This is a genomic window from Mycolicibacterium pyrenivorans (assembly GCF_025821625.1).
Lineage (GTDB): Bacteria > Actinomycetota > Actinomycetes > Mycobacteriales > Mycobacteriaceae > Mycobacterium > Mycobacterium pyrenivorans.
Genome location: NZ_JACKSH010000162.1, coordinates 1 through 23,936, shown reverse-complemented (window position 1 = coordinate 23,936; position 23,936 = coordinate 1). Strand labels below are relative to the sequence as shown.

The window sequence follows — 23,936 nt, the reverse complement described above, 5'->3', positions numbered from 1 at the left end:
AGCCTGCGTCGGGGGCGGCCCCGGCTGCGCCCGCGGGCCCCGCCCCGGACAAGCCGGCGCCGGGCGCGCGTCCCGTCCGGCCCACCTCCAGCAGGACCGGGCGACCGTCGGGTAAGCGAAGCCCACGGAAGCGCTAGGAGCGGTAGGTCCGATGACCCACCGTCCGATCCCACGACTCTCGATCCTCCTGGCCGCGGTGGTGGCCGTGGTGGTCACGCTCGGTCTGACCTCGTGTTCGAACAGCGCGGCCGATTCGATCGACTACGCCATCGACGGCACCCTGATCACCTACAACACCAACACCGTCGCCGGTGCCGCCTCGGGTGGTCCGCAGGCCTTCGCCCGGGTGCTGACGGGCTTCAACTATCACGGCCCCGACGGTCAGATCGTGGGGGACCACGACTTCGGCAGCGTCGCGGTGGTCGGCCGGACACCGCTCATCCTCGATTACGAGATCAAGCCCGAGGCGGTGTACTCGGACGGCAAACCGATCACCTGTGACGACATGGTGCTGGCGTGGGTGTCGCAGTCCGGTAGATTCCCGTGGTTCGACGCGGCCAGCCGGGCGGGCTACACCGACATCGCCTCCGTCGACTGCGCGCCGGGCCAGAAGAAGGCGCGGGTGTCCTTCGCCCAGGACCGGCCGTTCGCCGACTACGGGCAGTTGTTCGCCGCGACGTCGATGATGCCGTCGCACGTGATCGCCGACGAGCTGGGCCTCGGCGAGGGCGGCGTGACCACGGCGCTGCTCAACAACGACGGCCCGGTGATCGAGCGCATCGCCCGGGTCTGGAACACCACCTGGAACCTCACCCCCGACCTTGATGTCAAACGCTTCCCGTCGTCGGGTCCCTACAAGCTGGAGTCGGTGACCGACGAGGGGGCCGTGGTCCTGGCGGCCAACGACAAGTGGTGGGGCACCGAACCGGTCACCGGCAAGGTGACCGTCTGGCCGCGCAGTTCCGAGTTACAGGACCGGGTCAACGAAGGCGCCTACGACGTCGTCGACATCGCGGCCGGGTCGTCGGGCACCCTGAACCTTCCGGACGACTACGTGCGCACCGACGCGCCGTCATCCGGCGTCGAGCAGTTGATCTTCGCCCCGCAGGGGCCGCTCGCAGCGGTGCCTGCCCGTCGCGCGCTGGCGCTGTGCACCCCGCGTGACGTCATCGCCCGCAACGCGGAGGTGCCGGTGTCCGACCTGCGGCTCAATGCCGCCACCGAGGACGCCTACGGCATGGCCGAGACCTCGCCGGAGGCCGGGCGGTTCGCCGTTGCCAACCCCGATGCGGCCCGCACCGAATTGGGCGGCCGGCCACTGACCGTGCGGATCGGCTACCAGACGCCGAACGCCCGGCTCGCCGCCGCGGTGGGGGCCATCGCGAAGTCCTGTGGGCCCGCAGGCATCACCGTCGAGGACGCCGCGGGGGAGAACGTGGGCCCGCTGGCGTTGCGCGACAACGAGATCGACGTGCTGCTCGCGAGCACCGGCGGCGCCGCGGGCAGCGGGTCGTCGGGGTCGTCGATCGTCGACGCCTACACCCTGCACAGCGGCAACGGAAACAACCTCCCTCGCTACGCCAATGAACGCATCGACGGGATCATCGCGACGATGGCCGTGGCCTCCGACCCCAAGGAGATGGCCCGCCTGCTCGGTGAGGCGCGGCCGATACTGTGGGCCGACATGCCGACGCTGCCGCTGTACCGTCAGCAGCGGACCCTGTTGACGTCGACGAAGATGTACGCGGTGAGCGGCAATCCGACGCGATGGGGGGCGGGGTGGAACATGGACCGTTGGAAGCTGAGCCGGTGAGCACCTCGGGGACGGCCTCGGGCGCCGGAGCCGGGCCGCCGGCGACATCGGGCGCCGGAGCCGGGCCGCCGGCGACATCGGGCGCCGGGATTGCGCAGATCATCGCGTCGTTGCTGCGCGAGGTGCCCGACTTTCCCGAACCGGGCATCCAGTTCAAGGATCTGACCCCGGTGCTCGCCGATGCGCGTGGCCTGGCGGCGGTCAGCGGTGCGATCGCCGACATCGCCCGTGGCGTTGACCTGGTCGCGGGTGTGGACGCGCGCGGGTTTCTGCTCGGCGGCGCGGTCGCCCTGCAGCTGGGGATCGGCGTGGTCGCCGTCCGCAAGGGCGGCAAGCTGCCGCCGCCGGTGATCAGCGAGACCTACACCCTCGAGTACGGCACCGCCACGCTCGAGGTACCCGCCGACGGCGTCGAGCTCGCGGGCCGATCGATCATGGTGATCGACGACGTGCTGGCCACCGGCGGCACGCTTGCGGCCACCCACAAGTTGCTCGCGGCGGCGGGTGCGAACGTGGCCGGGGCGGTGGTGATGCTCGAGCTCGCCGCCCTCGGCGGGCGCGTCGGCCTGCAACCACTGCCGGTCACGAGCTTGCTCACGGTCTGAGCGGGATATCCTGCGAAGAGCGCAGTGACAGGAGGTGAGCATGGCCGGCGAGATCCAGGCAGATCCACGCGCCGGCCAGGCCGTGCAATCACCCCCCGCGTCCGGGGCGTCGAGCCCCGAGACGCAGCCGATGGAGCTTCCCAAGCCCGACTCGTCCAAGGCGGCGACGAGTGCGTCGCGGCGGGTACGGGCCCGGCTGGCACGCCGCATGACGGCTCAGCGAAGCACGATCAACCCCGTGCTCGAGCCGCTGGTCGCGGTGCACCGCGAGGTCTATCCGAAGGCGGACCTGACGCTGCTGCAGCGTGCCTACGAGGTCGCCGAACAGCGTCACGCCGACCAGCTGCGCCGCTCCGGTGACCCCTACATCACCCACCCGCTGGCTGTGGCCAACATCCTGGCCGAACTCGAGATGGACACCACCACGCTGATCGCCGCGCTGTTGCACGACACCGTGGAGGACACCGGCTACACGCTGGAGGCGCTGACCGAGGAGTTCGGTACGGAGGTCGGCCACCTCGTCGACGGCGTCACCAAGCTGGACAAGGTGGCGCTGGGCACCGCCGCCGAGGGCGAGACCATCCGCAAGATGATCATCGCCATGGCCCGCGATCCGCGGGTGCTGGTGATCAAGGTCGCCGACCGGCTGCACAACATGCGCACGATGCGGTTCCTGCCGCCCGAGAAGCAGGCACGCAAGGCTCGCGAGACGCTGGAAGTGATTGCGCCGCTGGCGCATCGGCTGGGCATGGCGACGGTCAAGTGGGAACTCGAGGACCTCTCGTTCGCGATCCTGCATCCCAAGAAGTACGACGAGATCGTGCGCCTGGTCGCCGACCGGGCGCCCTCGCGCGACATCTATCTGGCCAAGGTGCGCGCCGAGATCAACGCCACGCTGACCGCGTCGAAGATCAACGCGGTGGTGGAGGGCCGGCCCAAGCACTACTGGTCGATCTACCAGAAGATGATCGTCAAGGGCCGCGACTTCGACGACATCCACGATCTGGTGGGTGTGCGCATCCTGTGCGACGAGATCCGGGACTGCTACGCGGCGGTCGGCGTGGTGCACTCGCTGTGGCAGCCGATGGCCGGTCGCTTCAAGGACTACATCGCCCAACCGCGCTACGGGGTCTACCAGTCGCTGCACACCACGGTGGTGGGACCCGAGGGTAAACCGCTGGAGGTGCAGATCCGCACCCGCGACATGCACCGCACCGCCGAGTACGGCATCGCCGCGCACTGGCGATACAAAGAAGTCAAGGGCCGCAACGGATTACCCACCGCACACGCCGCCGCCGAGATCGACGACATGGCCTGGATGCGGCAGCTGCTCGACTGGCAGCGGGAGGCCGCCGACCCCGGTGAGTTCCTCGAGTCGCTGCGCTACGACCTTGCGGTGCAGGAGATCTTCGTGTTCACGCCCAAGGGCGACGTGATCACCCTGCCCGCCGGGTCCACACCGGTGGACTTCGCGTACGCGGTGCACACCGAGGTCGGTCACCGTTGCATCGGCGCCCGCGTCAACGGCCGGTTGGTGGCGTTGGAGCGCAAGCTCGAAAACGGGGAACTGGTCGAGATCTTCACGTCCAAAGCCCCCAACGCCGGGCCGTCGAGGGATTGGCAGACCTTCGTGGTATCGCCGCGGGCGAAGGCCAAGATCCGGCAGTGGTTCGCCAAGGAGCGTCGCGAGGAGGCCTTGGAGGCCGGCAAGGATGCCATCGCGCGGGAGGTACGCCGCGGCGGACTTCCGTTGCAGCGCTTGATGACCGGCGAGTCGATGGGCGCGCTGGCACGTGAGCTGCGCTACCTCGACGTGTCCGCGCTCTACACCGCGGTCGGCGAGGGCCATGTGTCGGCCCGCCACGTGGTGCAGCGACTCGTGGCACAGCTCGGCGGCGACGACGAGGCCGCCGACGAACTGGCGGAACGGTCCACGCCCGCGACCATGTCGATGCGCCAGCGCAGCACCGACGACGTCGGTGTCGCGGTGCCGGGGGCGCCCGGGGTGCTGACGAAGCTGGCCAAGTGCTGTACCCCGGTGCCGGGCGACAACATCATGGGTTTCGTGACCCGCGGCGGGGGAGTCAGTGTGCACCGCACGGACTGCACGAACGCCACCTCGCTGCAACAACAGTCGGAACGCATCATCGACGTGCAGTGGGCGCCGTCTCCGTCGTCGGTGTTCCTCGTCGCGATCCAGGTGGAGGCACTCGATCGGCACCGGCTGCTGTCGGATGTGACGCGGGTGCTGGCCGACGAGAAGGTCAACATCCTGTCGGCGTCGGTGACGACGTCCAACGACCGCGTGGCGATCAGCAGGTTCACCTTCGAGATGGGCGACCCCAAGCACCTCGGTCATGTGCTCAACGTGGTGCGCAACGTCGAGGGTGTCTACGACGTCTACCGCGTCACCTCCGCGGCCTGAGGGTCAGCCGACCTTCACCGACTCGATCGTCACCGCGGTGACGGGCTTTCCGTCCTGCGCGCCGCCGGCCACCCCGCCCGCCGCGATCTTCTCCAGCGCCGCAAGTCCTCTGGCGTCGATCGTGCCGAACACCGTGTACGTCGGCGGCAGGACCGAGTCGCCGTACACGAGGAAGAACTGGCTGCCGTTGGTGCCGGGACCCGAATTCGCCATCGCCAGCGTGCCCCTCGGGTAGACGACCGGGGTCGTCATCGCCGGGTCGGTCAGCCGGTACTGATTGCTCGGGTATTCGTTGGGAAAGCGGTAGCCCGGCCCGCCGTCCCCGGTGGCCGTCGGGTCGCCGCACTGCAGGACCCGCAGGTCGGTGCGGACGGAGAGCCGATGACAGCGGGTCTGGTCGAAGAATCCCTGCTGGGCCAGGCTGGTGAAGTTGCGCACTGTGCACGGCGCCTTCTCGTTGTCCAACGTCAGCCCGATGTCGCCGCGGTCCGTGACGATGCCCGCCGGAATCGACGCAGGAGAGGTGGGTGTTCTGCCCATCTGCGGCGGCTTCACCGGCCTGCTCGGCGCCTCGGTGGTGGCCGGGTACTGGCAGTTGGAGCCCAGCGTTTCCGGCGGGTCGAACGGCGGCAGCGGAATGTCCGGCGCGGGTGCCGCGGTGATACCGGGGTCGCGCAGGCCGGTGCCGTTGTCGAAGTCCTCGAGGGTACGGGCCAGCATCACCAGGAACACGAAGCCGACCACCACCACGACGACGGTCATCACCACCAGCAGGTAGCTGATCACCAGCCCGGCGATGGCCAGCCCGCGGCCCTCCTCGCCGGTCTTCTTGATCTGCGAGAGCGACATGTGGCCGAACAGGATCCCCAGCGGCGCGAACAGGAAAGCGCACACCAGCGAGACGATCGCCAGCGAGTTGGTGGCCCGCTGCGGCGGGTAGCCGACCGGGTACCCGTACTGCGGCCCCGGGTACCCGCCCGGCTGAGGCGGGGGATGGCCGCCGTACGGCGGCGGCGGGGTGCTCACGGCAGCCTCGGGGTCAGTCCAGCGCGATTGACTTCACGTTGACGTCCAGCTTGGGTGCGCCGTCCGGAGCGCCGTCGACGGTCCCCTCTGCCGCGATCTTGTCGAGAGTGGCCAGGCCCGTCTCATCGATGGTCCCGAACACCGTGTAGTTCGGCGGCAGCTGCGAATCTCCGAACACCAGGAAGAACTGGCTGCCGTTGGTGTCGGGTCCCGCATTGGCCATGGCCAGGGTGCCCCGCGGATAGATCACGGGCTCGTTCAACTTCGGATCGTCGGGCTGGTACTGGTTGGTCGGGTATTCGTTGGCGAACGCGTAGCCCGGGCCACCGGTGCCCACGCCTGTCGGGTCGCCGCACTGCAGGACGGCCAACGACTCACTCGTGGTCAGCCGGTGGCACGGAGTGTCGTTGAAGAAGCCCTGCTGGGCCAGGCTGGCGAAACTGTTGACCGTGCAGGGCGACTTCGCGTTGTCGAGCTGAAGCCCGATGTTGCCCTGGTTGGTCGCCATGCTGGCGCTGACCTGGGCGGGCTCGGTGGGCACCTTGCCGCTGCGTGGGGCGTTGTTGGGCTTGCTCGCCTCCTCCGCCGACTCGGGGTACTGGCAGTCGCCGCCCAGCCCCTCGGGCGCCTGGAACGGCGGCAGGCCACCGGCTTGGGCCTGCTCCGGGAGATCGAGCGGCGAGGTGTCTTCGGCGCTGGTGGTCGGCGTGCTGCCGGCCGTCGATGCGGTCTGGCCACCAGGATCGCGGTTGGTGATGACGATCGTGGCCACCACGGCGCCGATCACCACCACCGCGGCCACCGCCGATCCGATGATCGTGTATAGGCGGCGTTTGCGTTCGTTCTCGGCCCGCTTCTCGAGTTGCCGCTCGAGCTTGCGCTTGGCTGTTGCACGCCGTTGTTCGTTGGTCGGCACCGCCGGTGTCCTCCTCGCATTCGATTCAGTCGGCACCGAGTGTGCCAGCTGTTGCTGAGCACGGGCGGTGCGACCCTCCTGAACAGCGGCGCGAACCTGACGTGGGAAGCTGGAACGGTGTTGATCACCGGATTCCCGGCCGGCGTGTTGGCGTGCAACTGCTATGTGCTGGCCCCTCGGGCAGGCGCCGACGCCATCGTCGTCGACCCGGGCCAGCGGGCGACGGGTCCGCTGCGCCGAATTCTGGACGAGCACCGGCTCACACCCTCGGCGGTACTGCTCACTCACGGCCACATCGACCACATGTGGTCGGCGCAGAAGGTCGCCGACTTCTACGGCTGTCCGGTCTTCATCCACCCGGAGGACCGCGCCATGCTCACCGACCCCATCAAGGGGTTCGGACAGGGCCTGTTCGCCGGCTTGGGCCGACTGGCGCTCAGCGCCGTGTTCCGCGAGCCCAGGCAGGTCGTCGAACTCGACCGCGACGGCGACAAGATCGAGCTGGGCGGCGTGACGGTGGCGGTGGATCACACACCGGGACACACCGAGGGTTCCGTGGTGTTCCGGGTCGACGGGGAGCTGCGGTCCGGCCCCGACACGGTGGTGTTCACCGGCGACACCCTGTTCCGTCAGTCGGTGGGCCGCACCGATCTGCCCGGCGGCAGCGGCCGTGACCTGCTGACCTCGATCGTGACAAAACTGTTGGTGCTCGACGACGACACCCTGGTATTACCGGGACACGGCGAGCGCACCACCATCGGCGCCGAACGCCGGACCAACCCCTTCCTCGAAGGTTTGACCCTGTGACTGACAGTTCCTTCCAGGCGCCCAAAGGCGTCCCCGACTACTTCCCCCCGGACTCGGCGGAGTTCGTCGCCGTGCGCGCCGCGCTGCTCGGCGCCGCCCGCCGCGCCGGGTACGGCGACATCGAGCTGCCCATCTTCGAGGACACCGCGCTGTTCGCCCGCGGGGTGGGGGAGTCCACCGACGTGGTCTCCAAGGAGATGTACACCTTCGCCGACCGCGGCGACAGGTCGGTGACGCTGCGCCCGGAGGGCACCGCCGGGGTCATGCGGGCGGTGATCGAGCACGGTCTGGACCGGGGCCAGCTGCCGGTCAAGCTCTGCTACTCGGGACCCTTCTTCCGCTACGAACGTCCCCAGGCGGGCCGCTACCGGCAGCTGCAGCAGGTCGGCGTGGAGGCGATCGGTGTCGACGACCCCGCGCTGGACGCCGAGGTCATCGCCGTCGCCGACGCCGGGTTCCGGTCCCTCGGCCTGGACGGATTCCGCTTGGAGATCACCTCACTGGGTGACGACAGCTGCCGGCCGCAGTACCGGGAACTGTTGCAGGAGTTCCTGTTCCGGCTCGACCTCGACGAGGACACCCGGCGTCGCGCCGAGATCAACCCGCTGCGGGTGCTCGACGACAAGCGGCCGCAGATGCGGGAGTTGACCGCGGACGCCCCGGTGATGCTCGATCACCTGTCCGACGCCGCCAAGGAGCACTTCGAGACGGTGCTGGCGCACCTGGACGCGTTGGCCGTGCCGTACGTGATCAACCCGCGGATGGTGCGGGGCCTGGACTACTACACGAAGACCACGTTCGAGTTCGTCCACGACGGTCTCGGTGCGCAGTCCGGGATCGGCGGCGGCGGGCGTTACGACGGGTTGATGCGCCAACTCGGCGGCCGGGATCTCTCCGGTATCGGGTTCGGGCTCGGTGTCGACCGCACGCTGCTGGCACTGCGGGCGGAGGGCAGGTCGGTCGGCGACAGCGCACGCGTCGACGTGTTCGCGGTGCCGCTCGGTGCCGACGCCAAGGTGCGGCTGGCGGTGGTGGCGGCGCAGTTGCGCGCGTCGGGCGTTCGGGTCGACCTGGCCTATGGCGACCGCGGACTCAAGGGGGCGATGCGCGCCGCCGATCGCTCGGGCGCGACGATCGCTCTGGTGGCCGGTGACCGCGACCTCGAGGCGGGTACCGTCGGCGTCAAGAGCCTGACCTCCGGAGAGCAGGTCGACATCGCAGTGGATGACGTTGTCGCCGAAGTGCTTTCACGACTGGGTTGATATCCGCGAGCTGGATCGCCGGCGCGGTCAGCGTTCTCACTTCTGTCTGGAAGCCATGACGCATTTCGAGATTCGGACCGTCTCCCGTCCCCTCGGCCGCAACCGCGACCATCGGTGACAGGTTCCCCAGCGGGCGCTGTTGATACCTGTCGATCCAGGGAGGATCCGCGTCCACGGGCCCTCTACTCCGGCGGCCTGAGAGCGGGTTGTGGGGATCGTGCAGATCGCGTGAAATTCGGCGTGCCGCAGTCGCCATCACCGCGCAGTCATCTCGATTGAGCAACGATTGTGCCGAGACCAGGTTTAGACAACCCATTCGGGTAGGCGGACAGCAGACCACTCCAATGCGTGGAGACGGAACGATCTCTGCGCGCCGCCGAAGGAGGCCACCATGACCGTCGCGGAGCGCGACCATTCCGGGATCGACGCCGCCGCGCAGGACCCGGACCGGTCGGATGTCGAGGTCCTGTTCAAGCGGTTGGCCGCCTGCGGCACCCACAGCGAACGCCGGCGCTGGCGACAACGAATCATCACAGAATGCCTGCCGCTGGCCGACCACATCGCGTACCGGTACGTGGGGCGGGGGGAGCCGTCCGACGATCTGATCCAGGTCGCCCGAATCGGGTTGGTCAAGAGCGTCGACCGATATGAACCCACCAAGGGCCGATTCATGGCGTACGCGGTGCCGACGATCCGCGGAGAGGTGCGACGGCACTTTCGGGATGGCACCTGGTCGATGCGCGTCCCTCGCAAGGTCCAGGAGACCCAGCTGCGGATGCGGCACGCGGTCGAGACACTCTCCCAGCGGTTGAACCGGCCGCCGACCTACTCCGAGGTGGCCCGGGAACTCGGCATCGGTGATGACGACGTGGCCCAATCCGATTCTGCCCATTGGGCTTACCGGCCGCTGTCTCTCGATGCGCCCCGTCCGGTAGCCAACGGGTCCGAGCCAGCCGGCATCGGCGCGACGCAGGGGGCAGAAGATCCGGGCTACGAAACGGTCGAGGATTCCATCGTGTTGCGAGAAGTCGTCGCCGAACTGGACCCCCGGCGCCGCGCCATTCTCGGCATGCGGTTCTTCGACGGTCTGACCCAACGAGAAATCGCCCTGCGACTCAACGTCTCTCAGGTGCAGGTGTCGCGACTGCTGGACGACACGCTGAGCCGGTTGCGGCGACGGATGAGCGCCGACACGCCCTCGCCGACCGCCGAGGTCGCGTGACATCATGTGGTTCGACGCCTGGATCGACATCGTCAGGGTGCTGCTGGTCGGTTCTGCTGCCTACGTCACCCTGATCGCGGTGCTGCGGATATCGGGAAAACGGACGCTGGCCAAACTCAACGCGTTCGACTTGGTGGTCACCGTCGCCGTCGGCTCGACGCTGGCCACGATTCTGCTCAACACCGACGTCTCATTCGCCGAGGGGGCAACTGCGTTCGCGCTGCTGGCCACATTGCAGTTCCTGGCGGCGACCGTATCGTCGCGGCTGGGGGCCGGTCGCTCCGTGTTGACGGCGCGGCCGACACTCCTTGTGTCGCAAGGTCGTCTGCTCGATGATGCGCTGCGCCGCCAGCGGGTCAGCGCCGACGAGATCCGCCAGGCGATCCGGTCCTCGGGCCAAGGTGACGTCAGCCAGATAGCGGCGGTGGTATTGGAGACCGACGGCACCCTCAGCGTCATCGCCGGCGACAAGATCGGCGATTGGTCTGCGCTGGCGGGGGTGCCGGATATCCCCGCGCGGAGCCGATAGAGCAGGCTCCTCGCTCACCCGGGAGGCCAGCGCCGATCGAGTGCCTCCCGGACATGGTGAGCCAACTCGTCCAACCGGCGTCGTTCGGCGGGGTCGCATTCCTGCTCGGCGGTCGCCCGCTCCAGCCGGTGGAGCCGTTCGGCGATCGCCTGCCGGTGCTCGGGGAGCACCACGACCCATGCGAGTTCACGCAGCATCGACAGCAACCTCCCCAGCACCGCCGGATCACTGGCTCCGTAGAGCTGCGGCTGGCTGCAGACCATGTCGAGCAGGTCGGCCAGGTCCGGTCGCGCCAGGATCACCCGCGGTACCTCATCCGCATCCCGCAGAACCCGGCGCCCCAGGCGATATCCGGCGAGTTCGCACAAGGTCGCGCTGCACGAGTTCAGTCCGTGTACGGCGGTGGTGGGGTCGTTGATGCCGGGGCTCAGCGCACGCACCACCACATCCGTCAGCTGACGAAGCCCGTAACCGATGTCCTGGGTCGCGGTGCGCTCGTTGCCGGTGGTGAGCGCACCGGCCACCCGCTCACGCACCGACGTCAACGTTTTCTCGTCGAGCGATCCTCTCGGTACCTTCGCAGACCAGCAGAACGCCACCGGGACGCCCGCCAGAATGCCGGACCCGACCGGACTATCAACCCAGATCACCACATCGTTGTCGACCGCTGCGGTGAGCAGTGCCTGTTCGTCGACCTCGACGAGGAAGCCGGAGGAGCGCGCGGTGACCATTGACGCACCGGCGGGCGGGGCGGGCGCGCCGTCGTCGTCGGGGTGTTCGTCGAGCGGGTCGAGCAGCCGACGGGCGGTGTCCTGGATGTCGGCAGAGACGTGCTCGAGCATCGTCTCGATCCGTATCTGGCGGACCAGATGCCCGAGGAACAGCACCAGGGCCAGGACGCTGGCCATGGCCAGCAGGTAGGCCACCGTCACTGCGATCCGCGGAACGAACTCCGCCTCCCCGTCGCTGTCGTTGCGGACGGTGCGCAGAACCGTGAGGGCGTAGACGAACGTTGCCAGGAACAGCGCGAGGGTGCGTTGGACGAACCGGTCGGCCGCGAAGGTCCGCAACAACCTCGGTGTGTATTGAGAGCTGGCCAACTGCAAGGTGATCAGGGTCAACGAGAACGTCAGCGAGGTCACGGTGATCAGCGAGGTCGCGACGGCCCCGAGGACCTCCCTGGCCGCGTCGGCCCCGCCGCCGAACAGGTAGCCCGCCAGCGCCTGCGGCATGTGCTGGTCGACGGCGCCGTCGAGTTCGGGGAGGGCGATGCCCGCGAAGACAGCGGCCACCACCCCGAGAGCCGGGACCGGCCACAGCCGACTCCGCAACGCGTCGATGAATACCGTGCGGCGCTGCTTGGCGGCGTCGAGGAGCCCTGAACCGCCGCGACGGCCGTTGCTGCTGCTCATCGGCAACGACGGCGGGGATCGGTCAACACCCGAGCAGTCATGAGGGTCCTTTGCGCGCTGAGTCGGAGCAGTTTCGATTTGCCCACCCTGATCCAAGTACCCGAGACGCGCGTCGGCATACGTTTCCGTTCAGTTCATGTCGAAGATGACGCTTGCGCGGTCAATGCGTGGGAACCCTTGACGGGTGGAACTCGACATCGTGCTGGCAGCCGTCGGTCTGCTGGGGGTTGTGGTCGCGACGATGTCGGCGAAGATGCGAAGCCTGCCGATCTCGGAACCCCTCCTCGGGCTGACAGCCGGAATCGTGCTGGGGCCGCAGGTCACCGGCGTGTTTACTTTCCCCTCGCTGGCCGTTGAGCAATCGGTGCTCCACGAAGCGAGCAGGATCCTGCTGGCGATCTCGGTGATGGCGGTGGCGCTGCGCTACCCGTTCGGCGACATCCGGCGGCACGGTCGAGCGTTGCTGATCCTGTTGCTGATCGTTCTGCCGGTGATGGCGCTCGTCTCGGCAGGCCTGGGGTGGGCCATTCTCGGTATGCCGGTCGCGGCCGCCGCACTATTCGGTGCGGCGATCAGTCCCACCGACCCCGTCCTGGCATCGAGCGTGGTCACCGGGGAGGCCGCCGAGCGGGACCTGCCCGCCCGCGACCGCCAACTGCTGTCCGTCGAATCGGGTTCCAACGACGGTCTGGCACTACCCCTTGTGCTTGTCGCACTCGCGGTGGCCGGCCCACTCGGCGCGGGCGACGCGTTCGTCGAATCCGTGTGGCAGGTGGCCGGCGGGGTGGCACTCGGCGCCGGGATCGGGTGGCTGGGTGGTCGCGCACTCCGCCTGGGGGCGCGGCACGGCGCGGCCGTCGGTGCGCCGGCGTTGTTCTTCACGGTGGTGCTGGCTCTCGGCATTCTCGGTGCGGCCGGATTGCTGCGTGTCGACGGTGTTCTCGCCGTCTTCGTCGGCGGCGTTGCCTTCAACATCGTCGGCACCGGAAGTGAGCGTGCGGCGGAGGTGCCGATCGACGAGGCGATCAACCGGTTCGCCGTGCTGCCGCTGTTCGTGCTGTTCGGGGCGGCATTGCCATGGCGGCAGTGGCACGAGTTGGGTTGGCAGGTAGCGGTGTTGGTGCTCGCCGTGCTGGTACTGCGGCGGATTCCGATCGTCTTGCTCATGAAACGGCCGCTGCGCCTGCGCACTCCAGACGCGTTGTATCTGGGGTGGTTCGGGCCGGTCGGGGTGTCGGCGCTGTTCTACCTCACCCTGGAAGCGGACCGCCTCGGAGCGAACGAGACGGTGCTCGCCGCCGGCTCATTGGTGTTGGCGTGCAGCACGATCGCCTTCGGCGTCACGGGGGTCCTCGGTCGGACCCTCTACCGGCGAGTCGCCGTTCAGGCACCTGCGGACGAGCGCTGACGTACGGCCCACCACTGGGCCACCACGATCGCGCCGGCGACGGCGGCGGTGATCCCGACGGTGAGAAGGTCGGTGCGGAACTTCATCACCACGAACGGGACGAGCACCAGGAGGTCGAGCGCGATCGCCACCGCAGGCACCCAGACCTTGGCGTCTACCTGGTCTTTCAGGTGGCGGATGACTCCCCAGTGGATGGCGATGTCCATCGACAGGTACAGGATCGCCCCGAGAGAGGCGATCTGGCTCAGGTCGAACGCCGTCGCGGTCATGATGGCGAGTGCCGCCGTGATGAGCAGCGACTGCCGATTCACCGTGTCCGGCAACCCCGGTACCTGGTCCATTTCCCGAAGCATGTCGTAGAGCCGGGAGACGGCGAACAGGCTCGCCACCAAGCCGGAGAGCGTGGCCACGACGGCGATCGCGACGGTCAGCCAGACTCCCCACGGCCCGAAGAGCGGGGCGGCGGCTTCGGCGAGCGCGTAGTCGCGGGCGCGGACGATCTCGGGCACCGACAGGCTGCCGGCCACGGCCACCGCGAGCAACAGATAGATCACCGTGCACAACGCGATGGCGATCACGATGGAGCGGGCGATGTTTCGCCGGGGATCGCGGACATCGTCGCCCTGATTGGTGATCGTGGTGAACCCCTTGTAGGCGAGAATGCACAACGCGGTGCCGGCCAGCAGCCCGAACCAGCCGTGGTCGGGCGGCGTCCGCTCGTCGGCGAACAGCCGGGAGAATGCGGAGACCCCGGTGGCAGCAATCCCGGCGACGGCGAGCACGGCGATACCGACGAGCTTGACCACCGCGGTCGCGGTCGCGGACGTCTCCACCACTTTGTTGCCCACGAGATTCACCGCGGTGGCGCCTGCGATCGCCGCCACGGCCAGGACGGCGACCCACACCGTCGAGCCCTGCATACCGAACGGCTGCAGGAGATACGTACCGAACGTCCGTGCGAGCAGGCTCTCGGCGAGAACCATCGACACATACATGAACAACGAGAACGTTCCTGCGATCACGCCGGGCCCGTAGGCCGCCTTGAGCAGCATCGCGATTCCGCCGGAGGACGGATTGGTACTGGAGTACCGGATGTAGGAGTACGAGCTGAAGGCCACCACCACGGCGGCCACGAGGAAGGCCCACGGCACCCAGGAGCCTGCGAGTTCGGCCACCTGCCCGACCAGTGCGAAGATGCCCGCCCCGATCATCACACCGGTTCCCAGCGCGACCGAACCGGTCAGCGACAGCTTCTTGTCCGTGCCGCCGGTCAATTCGCCAGTCCCGCCAGCGCCTGACGGTAGGGGATGCGCTCAGCCTCGGTGAGCGGGGGAGCGAAGGCGACGACGATCCGTCCCGTCCGATGCAGTCCCCGCGGCGCCGCATGACTCTCGGCTTGCGCGGCCGTCGGGAACGATTTGACCCGCAAGGTGTCGGTGACGATCGACTGCCGGCATCGGGCGATCGGGCACTCCTGGGCGGTGTTGTCGACCGCGTTGGGTACCGCCAGGCCGGCGTCTGCCAGCGCATTGACCACGCCGCGCGCGGTCCACGATGTCGTGTGCCCATCCTGATTGGCCAGAGCGCCGGCGGTGGGGCCGGAGGGAGGGGCGACCGAGCCCGAGGACGGGTTGGAGACCTGCGTCGTGGGCGCGCAGCCGGCAGCCGTGAGCGTACCGGCGACGAGCCACACCAGCGCGGCCGACGGACGTCGCCGATGGCTCGGGACTCGGCGCCCTGCACGTGTCGCAGATCCGATGATCGGACGTTCCTCCCTCGTCGGTCCGGGTTTTATCTCTTCGGCGCGGTACCCGAGATCCCGAACGCACAAACGTCGGCAGCGGGGCAGCGGCCGAGCACTAAAGCGTGCGGCCCTGCACCATGTCATTGAGTACCTCGTCGACCCGGCCGATGCCGCCGCCGAACGGGTTGCCGCGCTTGAGGATGTGGGTTCCCCACGGCGTCACCGCGACCAACTGCGGGGAGCTGGACGTCATTTGCATCCGGCGCTCGAAGCGAACCTGGTCCAGGGGGGCGACAGCCTGGTCCGCGCCGTCCCGGTATACCCGCTGGGCGCGGTCGAAGACCGCCAGCGGCGTGAAGGTGCTCAATGCGCGTCGCCGGATCCTGTACGCCGACCTGATCATGAAGCCGGCGACGACTGCGGCCGAGACGCCGACGGCGAGAAGGATCGTGCCGAGTGTGATAGGTACCGATGAGCGGCCATCCGTCACCGAGTCGACGATCGACACCGCGCCGAATCCGCCGAACACCAGGGTGAGGACGATCAGTACATATGCGGTGATCTCCACCACGCGGTTGCCCCGGTCGATGAGCAGGACCGCGGCGCCGTGCTCGGCCACCACCAGACCACCCTGCTCGGCGATGATGACCGGTTCCAGGGGCGCGCCCATGATCAGAGTGTCGCGTGCCGACACGCTCGAAGTGTGGAAAAGACTAGATGGCCATCGCAGCGCGGACGTCGGCCTCCGACGCCGAGCCGCCCGTCCCGCTGGTGGTGACCCGCCCGGCCTCGAGGATGTAGTAGCGCTGCGAGGACTCCAGCGCGAACCCGATGTGCTGCTCGACCAGCAGCACGCCCATGTCGCCGCGGGCAGTCAGGGACGTGATGGCCTCCTCGATCTCGGCGACCACCGACGGCTGGATGCCCTCGGTCGGCTCGTCGAGGATCAGGCACTTCGGCGTCGTGATGAGCGCACGGGCGATCGCCAGTTGTTGGCGCTGACCGCCCGACAGCAGGCCGGCGCGGCGGGGCAACAGCTCCTTGAGAGCCGGGAAGAGATCGAGTTGCTCGTCGATGAGCTGCTTGCCGTTCTTGCGTCCGTCGGCGACGACCTGGAGGTTCTCGGCGGTGGTCAGCTGGCCGAACGACTGCTGACCCTGCGGCACGTAGGCCAGCCCACGGCCGACCCGGGCGCTGGGACGGAGTTTGGTGATGTCGTCCCCGTCGAACAGCACCTTGCCCGCCGTGCACTTGAGCAGGCCGACCGCGGCGCGTAGCAGCGTCGTCTTGCCCGCCCCGTTGTGACCCATCACCGCCGCGACGCCGTCGGAGGGGACCTCGAGACTGACCCCGTGGATGACCTCACTGCGGCCGTAGCCGGTGTGCACGTCGACGAGCTCGAGCATCAGGAGTTCTCCTCGATCAGTTCGGAGGGGACGTCTCCTAGAGATGAAGCGCCCGCCGCGGCGGTCCCCAGATAGACCTCCTGGACCTTGGGGTTGGCCTGGACCTCGGCGACGGATCCCTCGGCGATCACCTGCCCGCGGGCCAGCACCGTGACCGACGTCGCGAACGCCCGCATGAAGTCCATGTCGTGTTCGACGACGACGACGGTGCGTTCACCGCCGATGCGGCGCAGCAGGTTTCCCGTCTCCTCGCGCTCCTCGGCGCTCATGCCGGCGACCGGCTCGTCGAGCAGCAGCACGTCGGCGTTCTGCACCAGCAGCATGCCGATCTCCAGCCACTGCTTCTGCCCGTGGGCGAGTACCCCGGCGGGTTTCTCGGCGAGGTCGGTCAACCCGATCGTGTCGAGGGCCTCCTCGATCGCGGGAAGCACGCCGTGGCGGCGCCGCAGCAGCGTCCACGGCGACCGGCCGGCACCGGCGGCGATGTCGAGGTTCTGCAGCACGGTCAGCTGCTCGAAGACGCTCGCGGTCTGGAAGGTCCGCCCGACACCGGCGCGGGCGATCTTGTGAACCTTCTTGCCCAGCAGTTCGACTCCGGACTTGCTGATCGAACCGGTGGCCGACACCAACCCGGTGATCGCGTCGATCACCGTGGTCTTGCCCGCACCGTTGGGCCCGATGAGGAACCGCAGATCACCCTGGAACAGGGTGAGGTCGACGTCGCTGACCGCCTTGAACCCGTCGAAATCGACCGTCAGGCCCCGTACTTCGAGGTACTCGGTGCCCATGCCGACGTTGCCGCCGGCGACCGGCTCCGGCGTGATGGCCTCGGCGTGCGTCATGAAGTGGCTCCCACCTTCTCTGTGTCGGGGTCGGAGTCGGGCACCTTCACGGGTTCGCCGCCGGGTTCGCCTTTTGCCTTGCGGCGCCGTTTGAGCAGGACACCCAGGCCGGCGAAGCCGGCGGGGAAAAATCCCACGACGACGATGAACAACAGACCCTGCGCGTAGGTCCATTCCGACGGGAAGCGTTCGGAGAACAGGGTTTGCGCCCATGCCACGCCGACCGCTCCCAGCACCGGGCCCAGCAGCGTGGTGCGGCCGCCGATCGCCACGCCGATGAGAAACGCGATGGACGGCAGGATGCCGACCTGCGACGGTGCGATGAAGCCGACGATCGGAGCGAACAGCGCACCGGCGATGCTCGCGAACAGTGCGGCGACGGTGTAGGCCACCACCTTGATGTTGGCCGGGTCGTACCCGAGGAACCGCACCCGCTCCTCCCCGTCGCGCACCGCGACCAGCAACTCGCCGTACCGGCTCTGCATCAGTTGGCGCACCACGGCGACGACGATCAGCAGCACCCCGGCGGCGATGAAGTACAGCATCCGCCGGTTCGCCGGATCGTTGAGGGTGAAGCCGAAGAACGTCCGGAACCTGTTGAGCCCGTTGCTGCCGCCGAGGCTGGTCTGGCCGACCAGCAGGATCGCCAGCGCCGCGGCCAGCGCCTGCGACAGGATGGCGAAGTAGGCGCCCTTGACGCGGCGCTTGAACACGCCGAACCCCAGCGCCGCGGCGATCGCCGCGGGCACCAGCACGATGGCCAGCAAGGTGAACGCCGGCGACGCGAAAGGCGCCCAGTAGCCGGGCAGTTCACGTACCCCTGCGATCTGCATGAAGTCCGGAACCTCGTTGCCGAAGACCTGCGCGTCGGCGATCTTGAGGTGCATCCCCATCATGTAGCCGCCGAGGCCGAAGAAGACGCCCTGGCCGAGGACCAGCATGCCGCCGCGGCCCCACGCCAGGCCGATTCCGACCGCGACGATCGCGAAGCACAGGAACTTGCCGAGCAGGCTGAGCCGGAAGTCGGAGAACACCACCGGCGCCACACCGAAGAGCACCACCGCGGCGAGACCGAACCCGGCCCAGGTCTGCCAGCGTCCGAGGGCGGTCCTCATACGAGACTCCTTGTCCTGACCGTGAAGAGACCCTGCGGGCGCGCCTGCAGAAAGATCACGATGATCACGAAGACGATCACCTTGGCCAGCGACGCCGTCGTGTTGAATTCGATGAACGAGTTCAGGAAGCCCAGGGTGAACGCCGCGATCACGGTGCCCTTGATCTGACCGAGACCGCCGACGACGACGACCAGGAATGCGTCGATCAAATAGCTCTGTCCGATCGTCGGACTGGTCGAACCGATCAGTGTCAGCGCGACACCCGCCACCGCGGCCAGACCGGATCCGATGAAGAACGTCGTGATGTCGGTCTTGCGCGACGAGATCCCGCTGGTCTCAGCGAGATCGCGGTTCTGCACGACGGCCCTGATGCGCCGCCCCATTGGGCTGACCTTGAGCACGGCGGCGAGCACCGCCACGCAGACCACGGCGAGCACCAGGATGAAGATCCTGGTCTTGGGCACCACCGCACCGAGGATCTCCACCCCGCCGGACAGCCACGGCGGCGCCACCACGTTGACCGCGGGCGCACCGAAGATGTCCCGCGCCACCTGCTGCAGGATCAACCCGACGCCGAACGTGACCAGCAGCGTGTCCAGCGGCCGGGCGTACATCCGCTGGATCAGCGTCACCTCCAGAAGTGCGCCCATCGCCCCGCCGATGAAGAACCCGACGACCAGCGAGATGAGCAGCGAGACACCGGCACTCGACACGATCTGCTGCACCACGTAGGCGGTGTAGCAGCCGGCCATGATGAACTCTCCGTGCGCCATGTTGATGACGCCCATCTGACCGAATGTCAGCGACAACCCCAGTGCGGCGAGCAACAGGATCGAGCCGAGGCTCAATCCTGTTGCCAGCTGCCCGATCAGGACATCCATATCAGCCGGAGAGGCCGGCGGCCCACGGGTAGGACTTCAGGAACGGGTCCGGCTCGATGGGGCCGGGGGACTCCCAGATCGTGTAGATCAGGCCGTCGGGGCGGATCTCGCCGATGCGGGCGGTCTTGGTGATGTGGTTGTTCTCGCCGTCGATCGTGACCAAACCCTCCGGGGCGTCGAACGTAACCCCGCCTGCGTTGTCCTGGATCGCCTTGACGTCGAAGGACTCTGCCTTCTCGACGGTGTTCTTCCACAGGTAGACCGACACGTAGGCCGCTTCCATCGGATCCGACGTCGGCTTGTCGGCGCCGAACTTGGCCTTGTAGGCCGCGACGAACTCGTTGTTCACCGGAGTGTCGATTGTCTGGAAGTAGTCCCACGCCGTCAGCTGTCCGTCGATGTTCTGCACACCGATGCCGCCGACCTCTTCTTCGGCGATCGAGACCGACACCACCGGCATCTCCTGCGGGGTCAGGCCGACGTTCTTGTACTCCCGGAAGAACGCCACGTTGGAGTCACCGTTGAGGGTGTTGAACACCGCGTCGGCATCGGCGCTGCGCACCTTGTTGACGATCGTGGAGAAATCGGTCGAGCCCAGGGGGGTGTAGTCCTCGCCCTTGATCTCCATCCCGTTGGCTTCCGCGTACGCCTTGATGATGCGGTTGGCGGTCTGTGGGAAGACATAGTCGCTACCCACCAGGTACAACGACTGGACGCCCTGCTCCTTGAGGTAGTCCAGCGCGGGCACGATCTGCTGGTTGGTGGTCGCGCCGGTGTAGAAGATGTTGGGGGAGGCCTCCAGCCCCTCGTACTGCACCGGGTAGTACAGCAGTGAGTTGGCGCTCTCGAACACCGGCAGCATGGCCTTGCGGCTCGAGGACGTCCAGCCGCCGAAGACCGCGGCGACGCAGTCGCTGCTGATCAGCTTTTCGGCCTTCTCGGCGAACACCGTGGGCTCCGAGGCGCCGTCTTCGCCGACGAGCTGGATCTGCTTGCCCATGACCCCACCGGCGCCGTTGATCTCCTCGACGGCGAGATCGATGGCGTTGCGGACGGTCACCTCCGAGATGGCCATGGTGCCCGACAGCGAGTTCAGCGCGCCCACCTTGATGGTCGGCCCGGAGGTGTCGACGCACGAGGTGGCATTTGCTGAATCCGTCTCACTCGCCTTGCTGCCACATCCCGCCAGCAGGAGGCTCGTTACCGCGACAACGCTTCCTGCGGCGAGCGCCGATCGTCTGAGGGCAGTGTGACGGGGTTGTTCCATGAACGGCCTTTCTGGGTGTCAACAGCGCTCATTCCCTGATGAGGCGTTGAGTCGGAGTAACTTCAGAACGCATCGAAGTACCGAAGTGACGACACCGCTCGGGTGTCGAATCGGGACGTTAGAGCGCCTGTGTTTCTTCCAAATGTCTGTGTGTGACGAACAAATTAACGTGTTGACCATTGCGTCCGTGGTTTGCCGTTGACCTGCGTGCCGGGCGGGGTGACAAGGTGAGCCTGTCCCATCGGTAACGATCCGGTAGCGTCCGGCGATGTGACGGACATGCGAACAGCTACAGCCAAAGTAGGGGCGGCAGTCGGAGCGTCACTGTTGATGGCGGCCGCGTCTGTTGTCGTCGGGCAGGGAACGGCGAGTGCCCAACCGGAGGGTCAGCAGGTGCGGTACACGCTCACGTCGGCAGGCGCCTACGAGTTCGACCTCTTCTACCTGACGAGTCAGCCTCCGAGCATGGAGGCCTTCAACGCCGACGCCTACACGTTCGCGAAGCGGGAGAAGGTGAACCTGGCGCCCGGTGTGCCGTGGGTGTTCGAGACCACGATGGCCGATCCGCAGTGGGCGATCCTGACCGTGAGCAGCACCACGCGCGGCGGGCAGGCGGCGCCGAACGCTCATTGTGACATCGCCGTCGACGGTCAGGTCGTCGTGCAGCACGACGATCCGTACAACGTCCGGTGCCAGCTCGGACAGTGGTGAGCTGATCCGCTAACGGCGTGCCAGGCCCATCAGCGCCTGCGGTAGCGGGCCCTGGTGGAGGACACCCAGGCGCTGCGTGGCGCGGGTGAGCGCGACGTAGAGTTCGGCAGCGCCCCGGGGGCCGTCGGCGAGTATCCGTTCCGGCTCCACGACCAGGACGGCGTCGTATTCCAGCCCCTTGGTCTGCGACGGCGTCACCGTGCCCGGCACATCCGGGGGCCCGATCACGACGCTGGTGCCTTCCCGTGCGGCTTCCTCGCGTACGAATTCCTCGATGGCAGAGTGCAGTTCGTCCGGCTTGAGTTGCCGCGACCACGGCTGGACACCGCACGCCCGGACCGACTCCGGCGGCTGGACGCCGGGCGCGAAGTCGGCGAGCAGTGCGGCGGCGACGGTCATGATCTCCGCCGGGGTGCGGTAGTTCATCGACAGTGACCGGTAGACCCAGCGGCCGGGAACGTAGGGCGCCAGCATCGCGTCCCAGGATGTGGCGCCGGCAAGCGATCGCCGTTGTGCGAGATCGCCCACCACCGTGATCGATCGGCTCGGGCAGCGGCGCATCAGCACCCGCCAGTCCATTTCCGACAGCTCCTGGGCCTCGTCGACCACGATGTGCCGGTAGGTCCAGTCCCGGTCGGCGGCGGCGCGTTCGGCGAGTTCGCGGTGGTCGCGCTCGACATAGCGGTCGGCGAGGTCGCCGGCCTCGAGCACGTCGGCGGCCATCAGGTGGTCCTCGTCGTCCATCAGGTCCTCGCGGGCGACCATCATCTCCAGCACGCCTGCCGCGTACTCGGTCTCCGCCCGGCGCTCCCGCTCAGCCGTCTGGTCGGCGGCCTTGTCGCGGCCCAGCAGGTCGATCAGTTCGTCGAGCAGCGGCACGTCCGACACCGTCCACGCCTCGCCATCGGTGCGAAACAGAGCCGGGTCGGCGCCCGCGGCCCGCAGCCGCTCGGGCGACGTATACAGCTCTGCCAGAAGCGTTTCCGGTGTCAGGATCGGCCAGAGTTCGTCCAGTGCCGCCGCGAAACCCGCGTGGTCGCCGAGCTCGTCGACCAACTCGGCCCGCAGATGCTCCCAGGCGGCCCGGTCGTCCCGGGTCAACCAGCCCTTGCCGATCTTGGGGATCGCCCGTTCGGTCAGAACCCACGTGAGGATGTCGGTGAACACCGCGCGGGCGTCGTTGTGCGGCAACTTGCTCGCGCGAGCCTCCTGGATGGCCCACTCGGCGGTCTCGGCGTCGATGCGCACCGAGGCGTCCGCCAGCTCGATCGGCAGGGGATGCTCGGGGACACGCTGGCGGTCGGCGATGGCCGCCCTGAGCACATCGAGGATCGTCAGCGATCCCTTGAGCCGCGCGGTCTCCGGGTCGTCCTCGGCAGTGACATCCAGACCGGGCAGCAGGTCGCCGGTGGTCATGAACACCACGTTGGATTCACCCAACGACGGCAGAACGCGACCGACGTGGTTCAGGAAGGCCGGGTTGGGCCCGACCACCAGCACGCCGTGGTGTTCGATCCGCTTGCGCTGGGTGTAGAGCAGGTAGGCGACGCGGTGCAGCGCCACGACCGTCTTACCGGTGCCGGGGCCGCCCTCGATCACCAACACGCCCTGGTGGCCGAGGCGGATGATCTCGTCCTGTTCGGCCTGGATCGTGGCCACGATGTCGCGCATGCCGTCACCGCGGGGGGCGTTGACGGCCGCGAGCAGGGCTGCGTCGCCTCGCCCGCCGCGCTCCCCGGCACCGGGGCGCCCGAGAACCTCGTCGGTGAAATCGAGGATGCGACGTCCCCGGGTGTGGAACTGGCGCCTCAGGTGCATGTTCTCCGGGGATGCGCCGGTCGCGACGTAGAAGGCGCGGGCCGCCGGCGCCCGCCAATCGAGCAGCACGGGTTCGTAGTCGTTGTCGTGGTCGAGCAGGCCGATCCGTCCGATGTACAGACGTTCGCCGGTGACGCTGTCCAACCGCCCGAAGCACAGGCCGCTGTCCGCCACGTCCAGCCGGGTCATCTGATGGGCCAGGGCGCGCACCTCGGCGTCGCGTTCCACCAGCGTGCCACCGGTGCCCCGCATCGCAGCGCGATATCTGTCCTTCACGCGCGCGCGTTCGGCGTCGAGTCGTGCGTACAGCCCGGCCACGTACCGTCGTTCGGCCTCGAGTTCGTCACCGTAGTTCGAAGAATCACCGTAGTTCGAAGGATCACCGTAGTTCGGTGTGCCTCGATGTTTCTGAGTCGACATGTGCCCCTTAGGTTTTGCGTGCGGTCAGCGATTGTGCGGCATGACCCGGGTCTTGCCGCAAGCCCCCTGGTCCGCTATACGGTGGAAGGGGAAGGGGCAAGCGCTTCTTCCTTGCTCGGCCCATTGTCCTCCTTGACACCGCATCGAACGTATGTGGCGCTCCTAGTGTTCTAGTGGGTGCCTTTTCGCTGTTCAGCGGTTCTTTTGGTTGAGACTCAAGCGTTCTCGGCGTGTTATTGCGCAGATGAGTTCAGCGGTTCTTTTGGTTGAGACTCAAGCGTTCTCGGCGTGTTATTGCGCAGATGAG

21 protein-coding genes are annotated in these 23,936 nt (G+C 67.8%); 9 read left to right on the top strand and 12 right to left on the bottom strand.

What is annotated here, in order from left to right; all coding sequences use genetic code 11:
• Positions 1–151: 151 nt before the first annotated feature.
• From H7I57_RS19580 to H7I57_RS19570, 3 genes are read left to right on the top strand one after another with little or no spacing between them, the layout of a single operon-like run.
• Positions 152–1,813 (top strand): ABC transporter substrate-binding protein, encoded by a 1,662-nt coding sequence (locus tag H7I57_RS19580; RefSeq protein ID WP_264025436.1) that lies wholly within the window; start codon positions 152–154, stop codon positions 1,811–1,813.
• Positions 1,810–2,418 (top strand): adenine phosphoribosyltransferase, encoded by a 609-nt coding sequence (locus tag H7I57_RS19575; protein WP_264025435.1) that lies wholly within the window; start codon positions 1,810–1,812, stop codon positions 2,416–2,418. The genes H7I57_RS19580 and H7I57_RS19575 overlap by 4 nt, the downstream gene beginning before the upstream one ends.
• Before the next feature lie 40 nt (positions 2,419–2,458).
• On the top strand, positions 2,459–4,843 hold the full coding sequence (locus H7I57_RS19570) for a RelA/SpoT family protein (RefSeq protein ID WP_275081462.1): 2,385 nt from the start codon (positions 2,459–2,461) through the stop codon (positions 4,841–4,843).
• A 3-nt stretch (positions 4,844–4,846) separates the two neighbouring features.
• On the opposite strand, the gene H7I57_RS19565 is transcribed toward H7I57_RS19570, so the two are convergent.
• Together H7I57_RS19565 and H7I57_RS19560 are read right to left on the bottom strand one after the other, a co-directional pair.
• Entirely contained in the window at positions 4,847–5,869 is a 1,023-nt protein-coding gene (locus tag H7I57_RS19565) for a peptidylprolyl isomerase (protein ID WP_264025433.1), read from the bottom strand.
• Between the two features lie 13 nt (positions 5,870–5,882).
• Positions 5,883–6,785: a peptidylprolyl isomerase gene (locus H7I57_RS19560; RefSeq protein ID WP_264025432.1), complete on the bottom strand. Its 903-nt coding sequence runs from the start codon at positions 6,783–6,785 to the stop codon at positions 5,883–5,885.
• 117 nt (positions 6,786–6,902) lie between these two features.
• Here H7I57_RS19560 and H7I57_RS19555 point away from each other — a divergent pair, with 117 nt between their 5' ends.
• The 4 genes from H7I57_RS19555 (at position 6,903) to H7I57_RS19540 (ending at position 10,605) form a co-directional block, all read left to right on the top strand.
• Positions 6,903–7,592 (top strand): MBL fold metallo-hydrolase, encoded by a 690-nt coding sequence (locus tag H7I57_RS19555; RefSeq protein WP_264025430.1) that lies wholly within the window; start codon positions 6,903–6,905, stop codon positions 7,590–7,592.
• Entirely contained in the window at positions 7,589–8,854 is a 1,266-nt protein-coding gene (hisS, locus tag H7I57_RS19550; protein WP_264025428.1) for a histidine--tRNA ligase, read from the top strand. Before H7I57_RS19555 ends, hisS begins: the two co-directional genes overlap by 4 nt.
• Before the next feature lie 391 nt (positions 8,855–9,245).
• Positions 9,246–10,076 carry a SigB/SigF/SigG family RNA polymerase sigma factor gene (locus tag H7I57_RS19545; RefSeq protein WP_264025427.1) on the top strand — a complete coding sequence of 277 codons (831 nt, stop codon included), beginning with the start codon at positions 9,246–9,248 and terminating at the stop codon, positions 10,074–10,076.
• Between the two features lie 4 nt (positions 10,077–10,080).
• Positions 10,081–10,605 (top strand): DUF421 domain-containing protein, encoded by a 525-nt coding sequence (locus tag H7I57_RS19540; RefSeq protein ID WP_264025426.1) that lies wholly within the window; start codon positions 10,081–10,083, stop codon positions 10,603–10,605.
• A 14-nt stretch (positions 10,606–10,619) separates the two neighbouring features.
• Here the strand turns inward: H7I57_RS19540 and H7I57_RS19535 are convergent, their stop codons facing one another.
• Complete coding sequence (locus H7I57_RS19535; protein ID WP_264025424.1) at positions 10,620–12,017, bottom strand: DUF2254 domain-containing protein; 1,398 nt, start codon at positions 12,015–12,017, stop codon at positions 10,620–10,622.
• Between the two features lie 184 nt (positions 12,018–12,201).
• Between H7I57_RS19535 and H7I57_RS19530 the strand changes: the two genes are divergently transcribed.
• Positions 12,202–13,425: a cation:proton antiporter domain-containing protein gene (locus tag H7I57_RS19530; protein WP_264025422.1), complete on the top strand. Its 1,224-nt coding sequence runs from the start codon at positions 12,202–12,204 to the stop codon at positions 13,423–13,425.
• Here H7I57_RS19530 and H7I57_RS19525 read toward each other — a convergent pair.
• From H7I57_RS19525 to urtA, 8 genes are all read right to left on the bottom strand, one after another.
• On the bottom strand, positions 13,401–14,699 hold the full coding sequence (locus tag H7I57_RS19525; protein ID WP_264025420.1) for an APC family permease: 1,299 nt from the start codon (positions 14,697–14,699) through the stop codon (positions 13,401–13,403). The genes H7I57_RS19530 and H7I57_RS19525 overlap by 25 nt on opposite strands.
• Complete coding sequence (locus H7I57_RS19520) at positions 14,696–15,118, bottom strand: hypothetical protein (RefSeq protein WP_264025418.1); 423 nt, start codon at positions 15,116–15,118, stop codon at positions 14,696–14,698. Before H7I57_RS19520 ends, H7I57_RS19525 begins: the two co-directional genes overlap by 4 nt.
• 166 nt (positions 15,119–15,284) lie before the next feature.
• Positions 15,285–15,863 (bottom strand): hypothetical protein, encoded by a 579-nt coding sequence (locus H7I57_RS19515; RefSeq protein ID WP_264025417.1) that lies wholly within the window; start codon positions 15,861–15,863, stop codon positions 15,285–15,287.
• A gap of 19 nt (positions 15,864–15,882) precedes the next feature.
• Positions 15,883–16,575: an urea ABC transporter ATP-binding subunit UrtE gene (gene urtE / locus H7I57_RS19510; protein ID WP_264025416.1), complete on the bottom strand. Its 693-nt coding sequence runs from the start codon at positions 16,573–16,575 to the stop codon at positions 15,883–15,885.
• Positions 16,575–17,417 carry an urea ABC transporter ATP-binding protein UrtD gene (gene urtD, locus H7I57_RS19505; RefSeq protein WP_264025415.1) on the bottom strand — a complete coding sequence of 281 codons (843 nt, stop codon included), beginning with the start codon at positions 17,415–17,417 and terminating at the stop codon, positions 16,575–16,577. Before urtD ends, urtE begins: the two co-directional genes overlap by 1 nt.
• Positions 17,414–18,532, bottom strand: a complete 1,119-nt coding sequence (gene urtC / locus H7I57_RS19500; RefSeq protein WP_264025414.1) for an urea ABC transporter permease subunit UrtC — start codon at positions 18,530–18,532, stop codon at positions 17,414–17,416. The genes urtD and urtC overlap by 4 nt, the downstream gene beginning before the upstream one ends.
• The gene (gene urtB, locus H7I57_RS19495) at positions 18,529–19,413 is read right to left on the bottom strand and encodes an urea ABC transporter permease subunit UrtB (RefSeq protein WP_264025412.1); all 885 of its coding nucleotides are present in this window, start codon (positions 19,411–19,413) and stop codon (positions 18,529–18,531) included. Before urtB ends, urtC begins: the two co-directional genes overlap by 4 nt.
• A 1-nt stretch (position 19,414) precedes the next feature.
• Positions 19,415–20,680 (bottom strand): urea ABC transporter substrate-binding protein, encoded by a 1,266-nt coding sequence (gene urtA, locus H7I57_RS19490; protein WP_264025411.1) that lies wholly within the window; start codon positions 20,678–20,680, stop codon positions 19,415–19,417.
• A gap of 279 nt (positions 20,681–20,959) precedes the next feature.
• Here urtA and H7I57_RS19485 point away from each other — a divergent pair, with 279 nt between their 5' ends.
• Positions 20,960–21,391 (top strand): Rv2576c family protein, encoded by a 432-nt coding sequence (locus tag H7I57_RS19485; protein ID WP_264025410.1) that lies wholly within the window; start codon positions 20,960–20,962, stop codon positions 21,389–21,391.
• A 9-nt stretch (positions 21,392–21,400) separates the two neighbouring features.
• Here the strand turns inward: H7I57_RS19485 and helR are convergent, their stop codons facing one another.
• A complete protein-coding gene (helR, locus tag H7I57_RS19480) occupies positions 21,401–23,629 on the bottom strand; it encodes an RNA polymerase recycling motor ATPase HelR (protein WP_264025408.1) in 2,229 nt (742 codons plus the stop codon).
• Between the last annotated feature and the right edge of the window lie 307 nt (positions 23,630–23,936).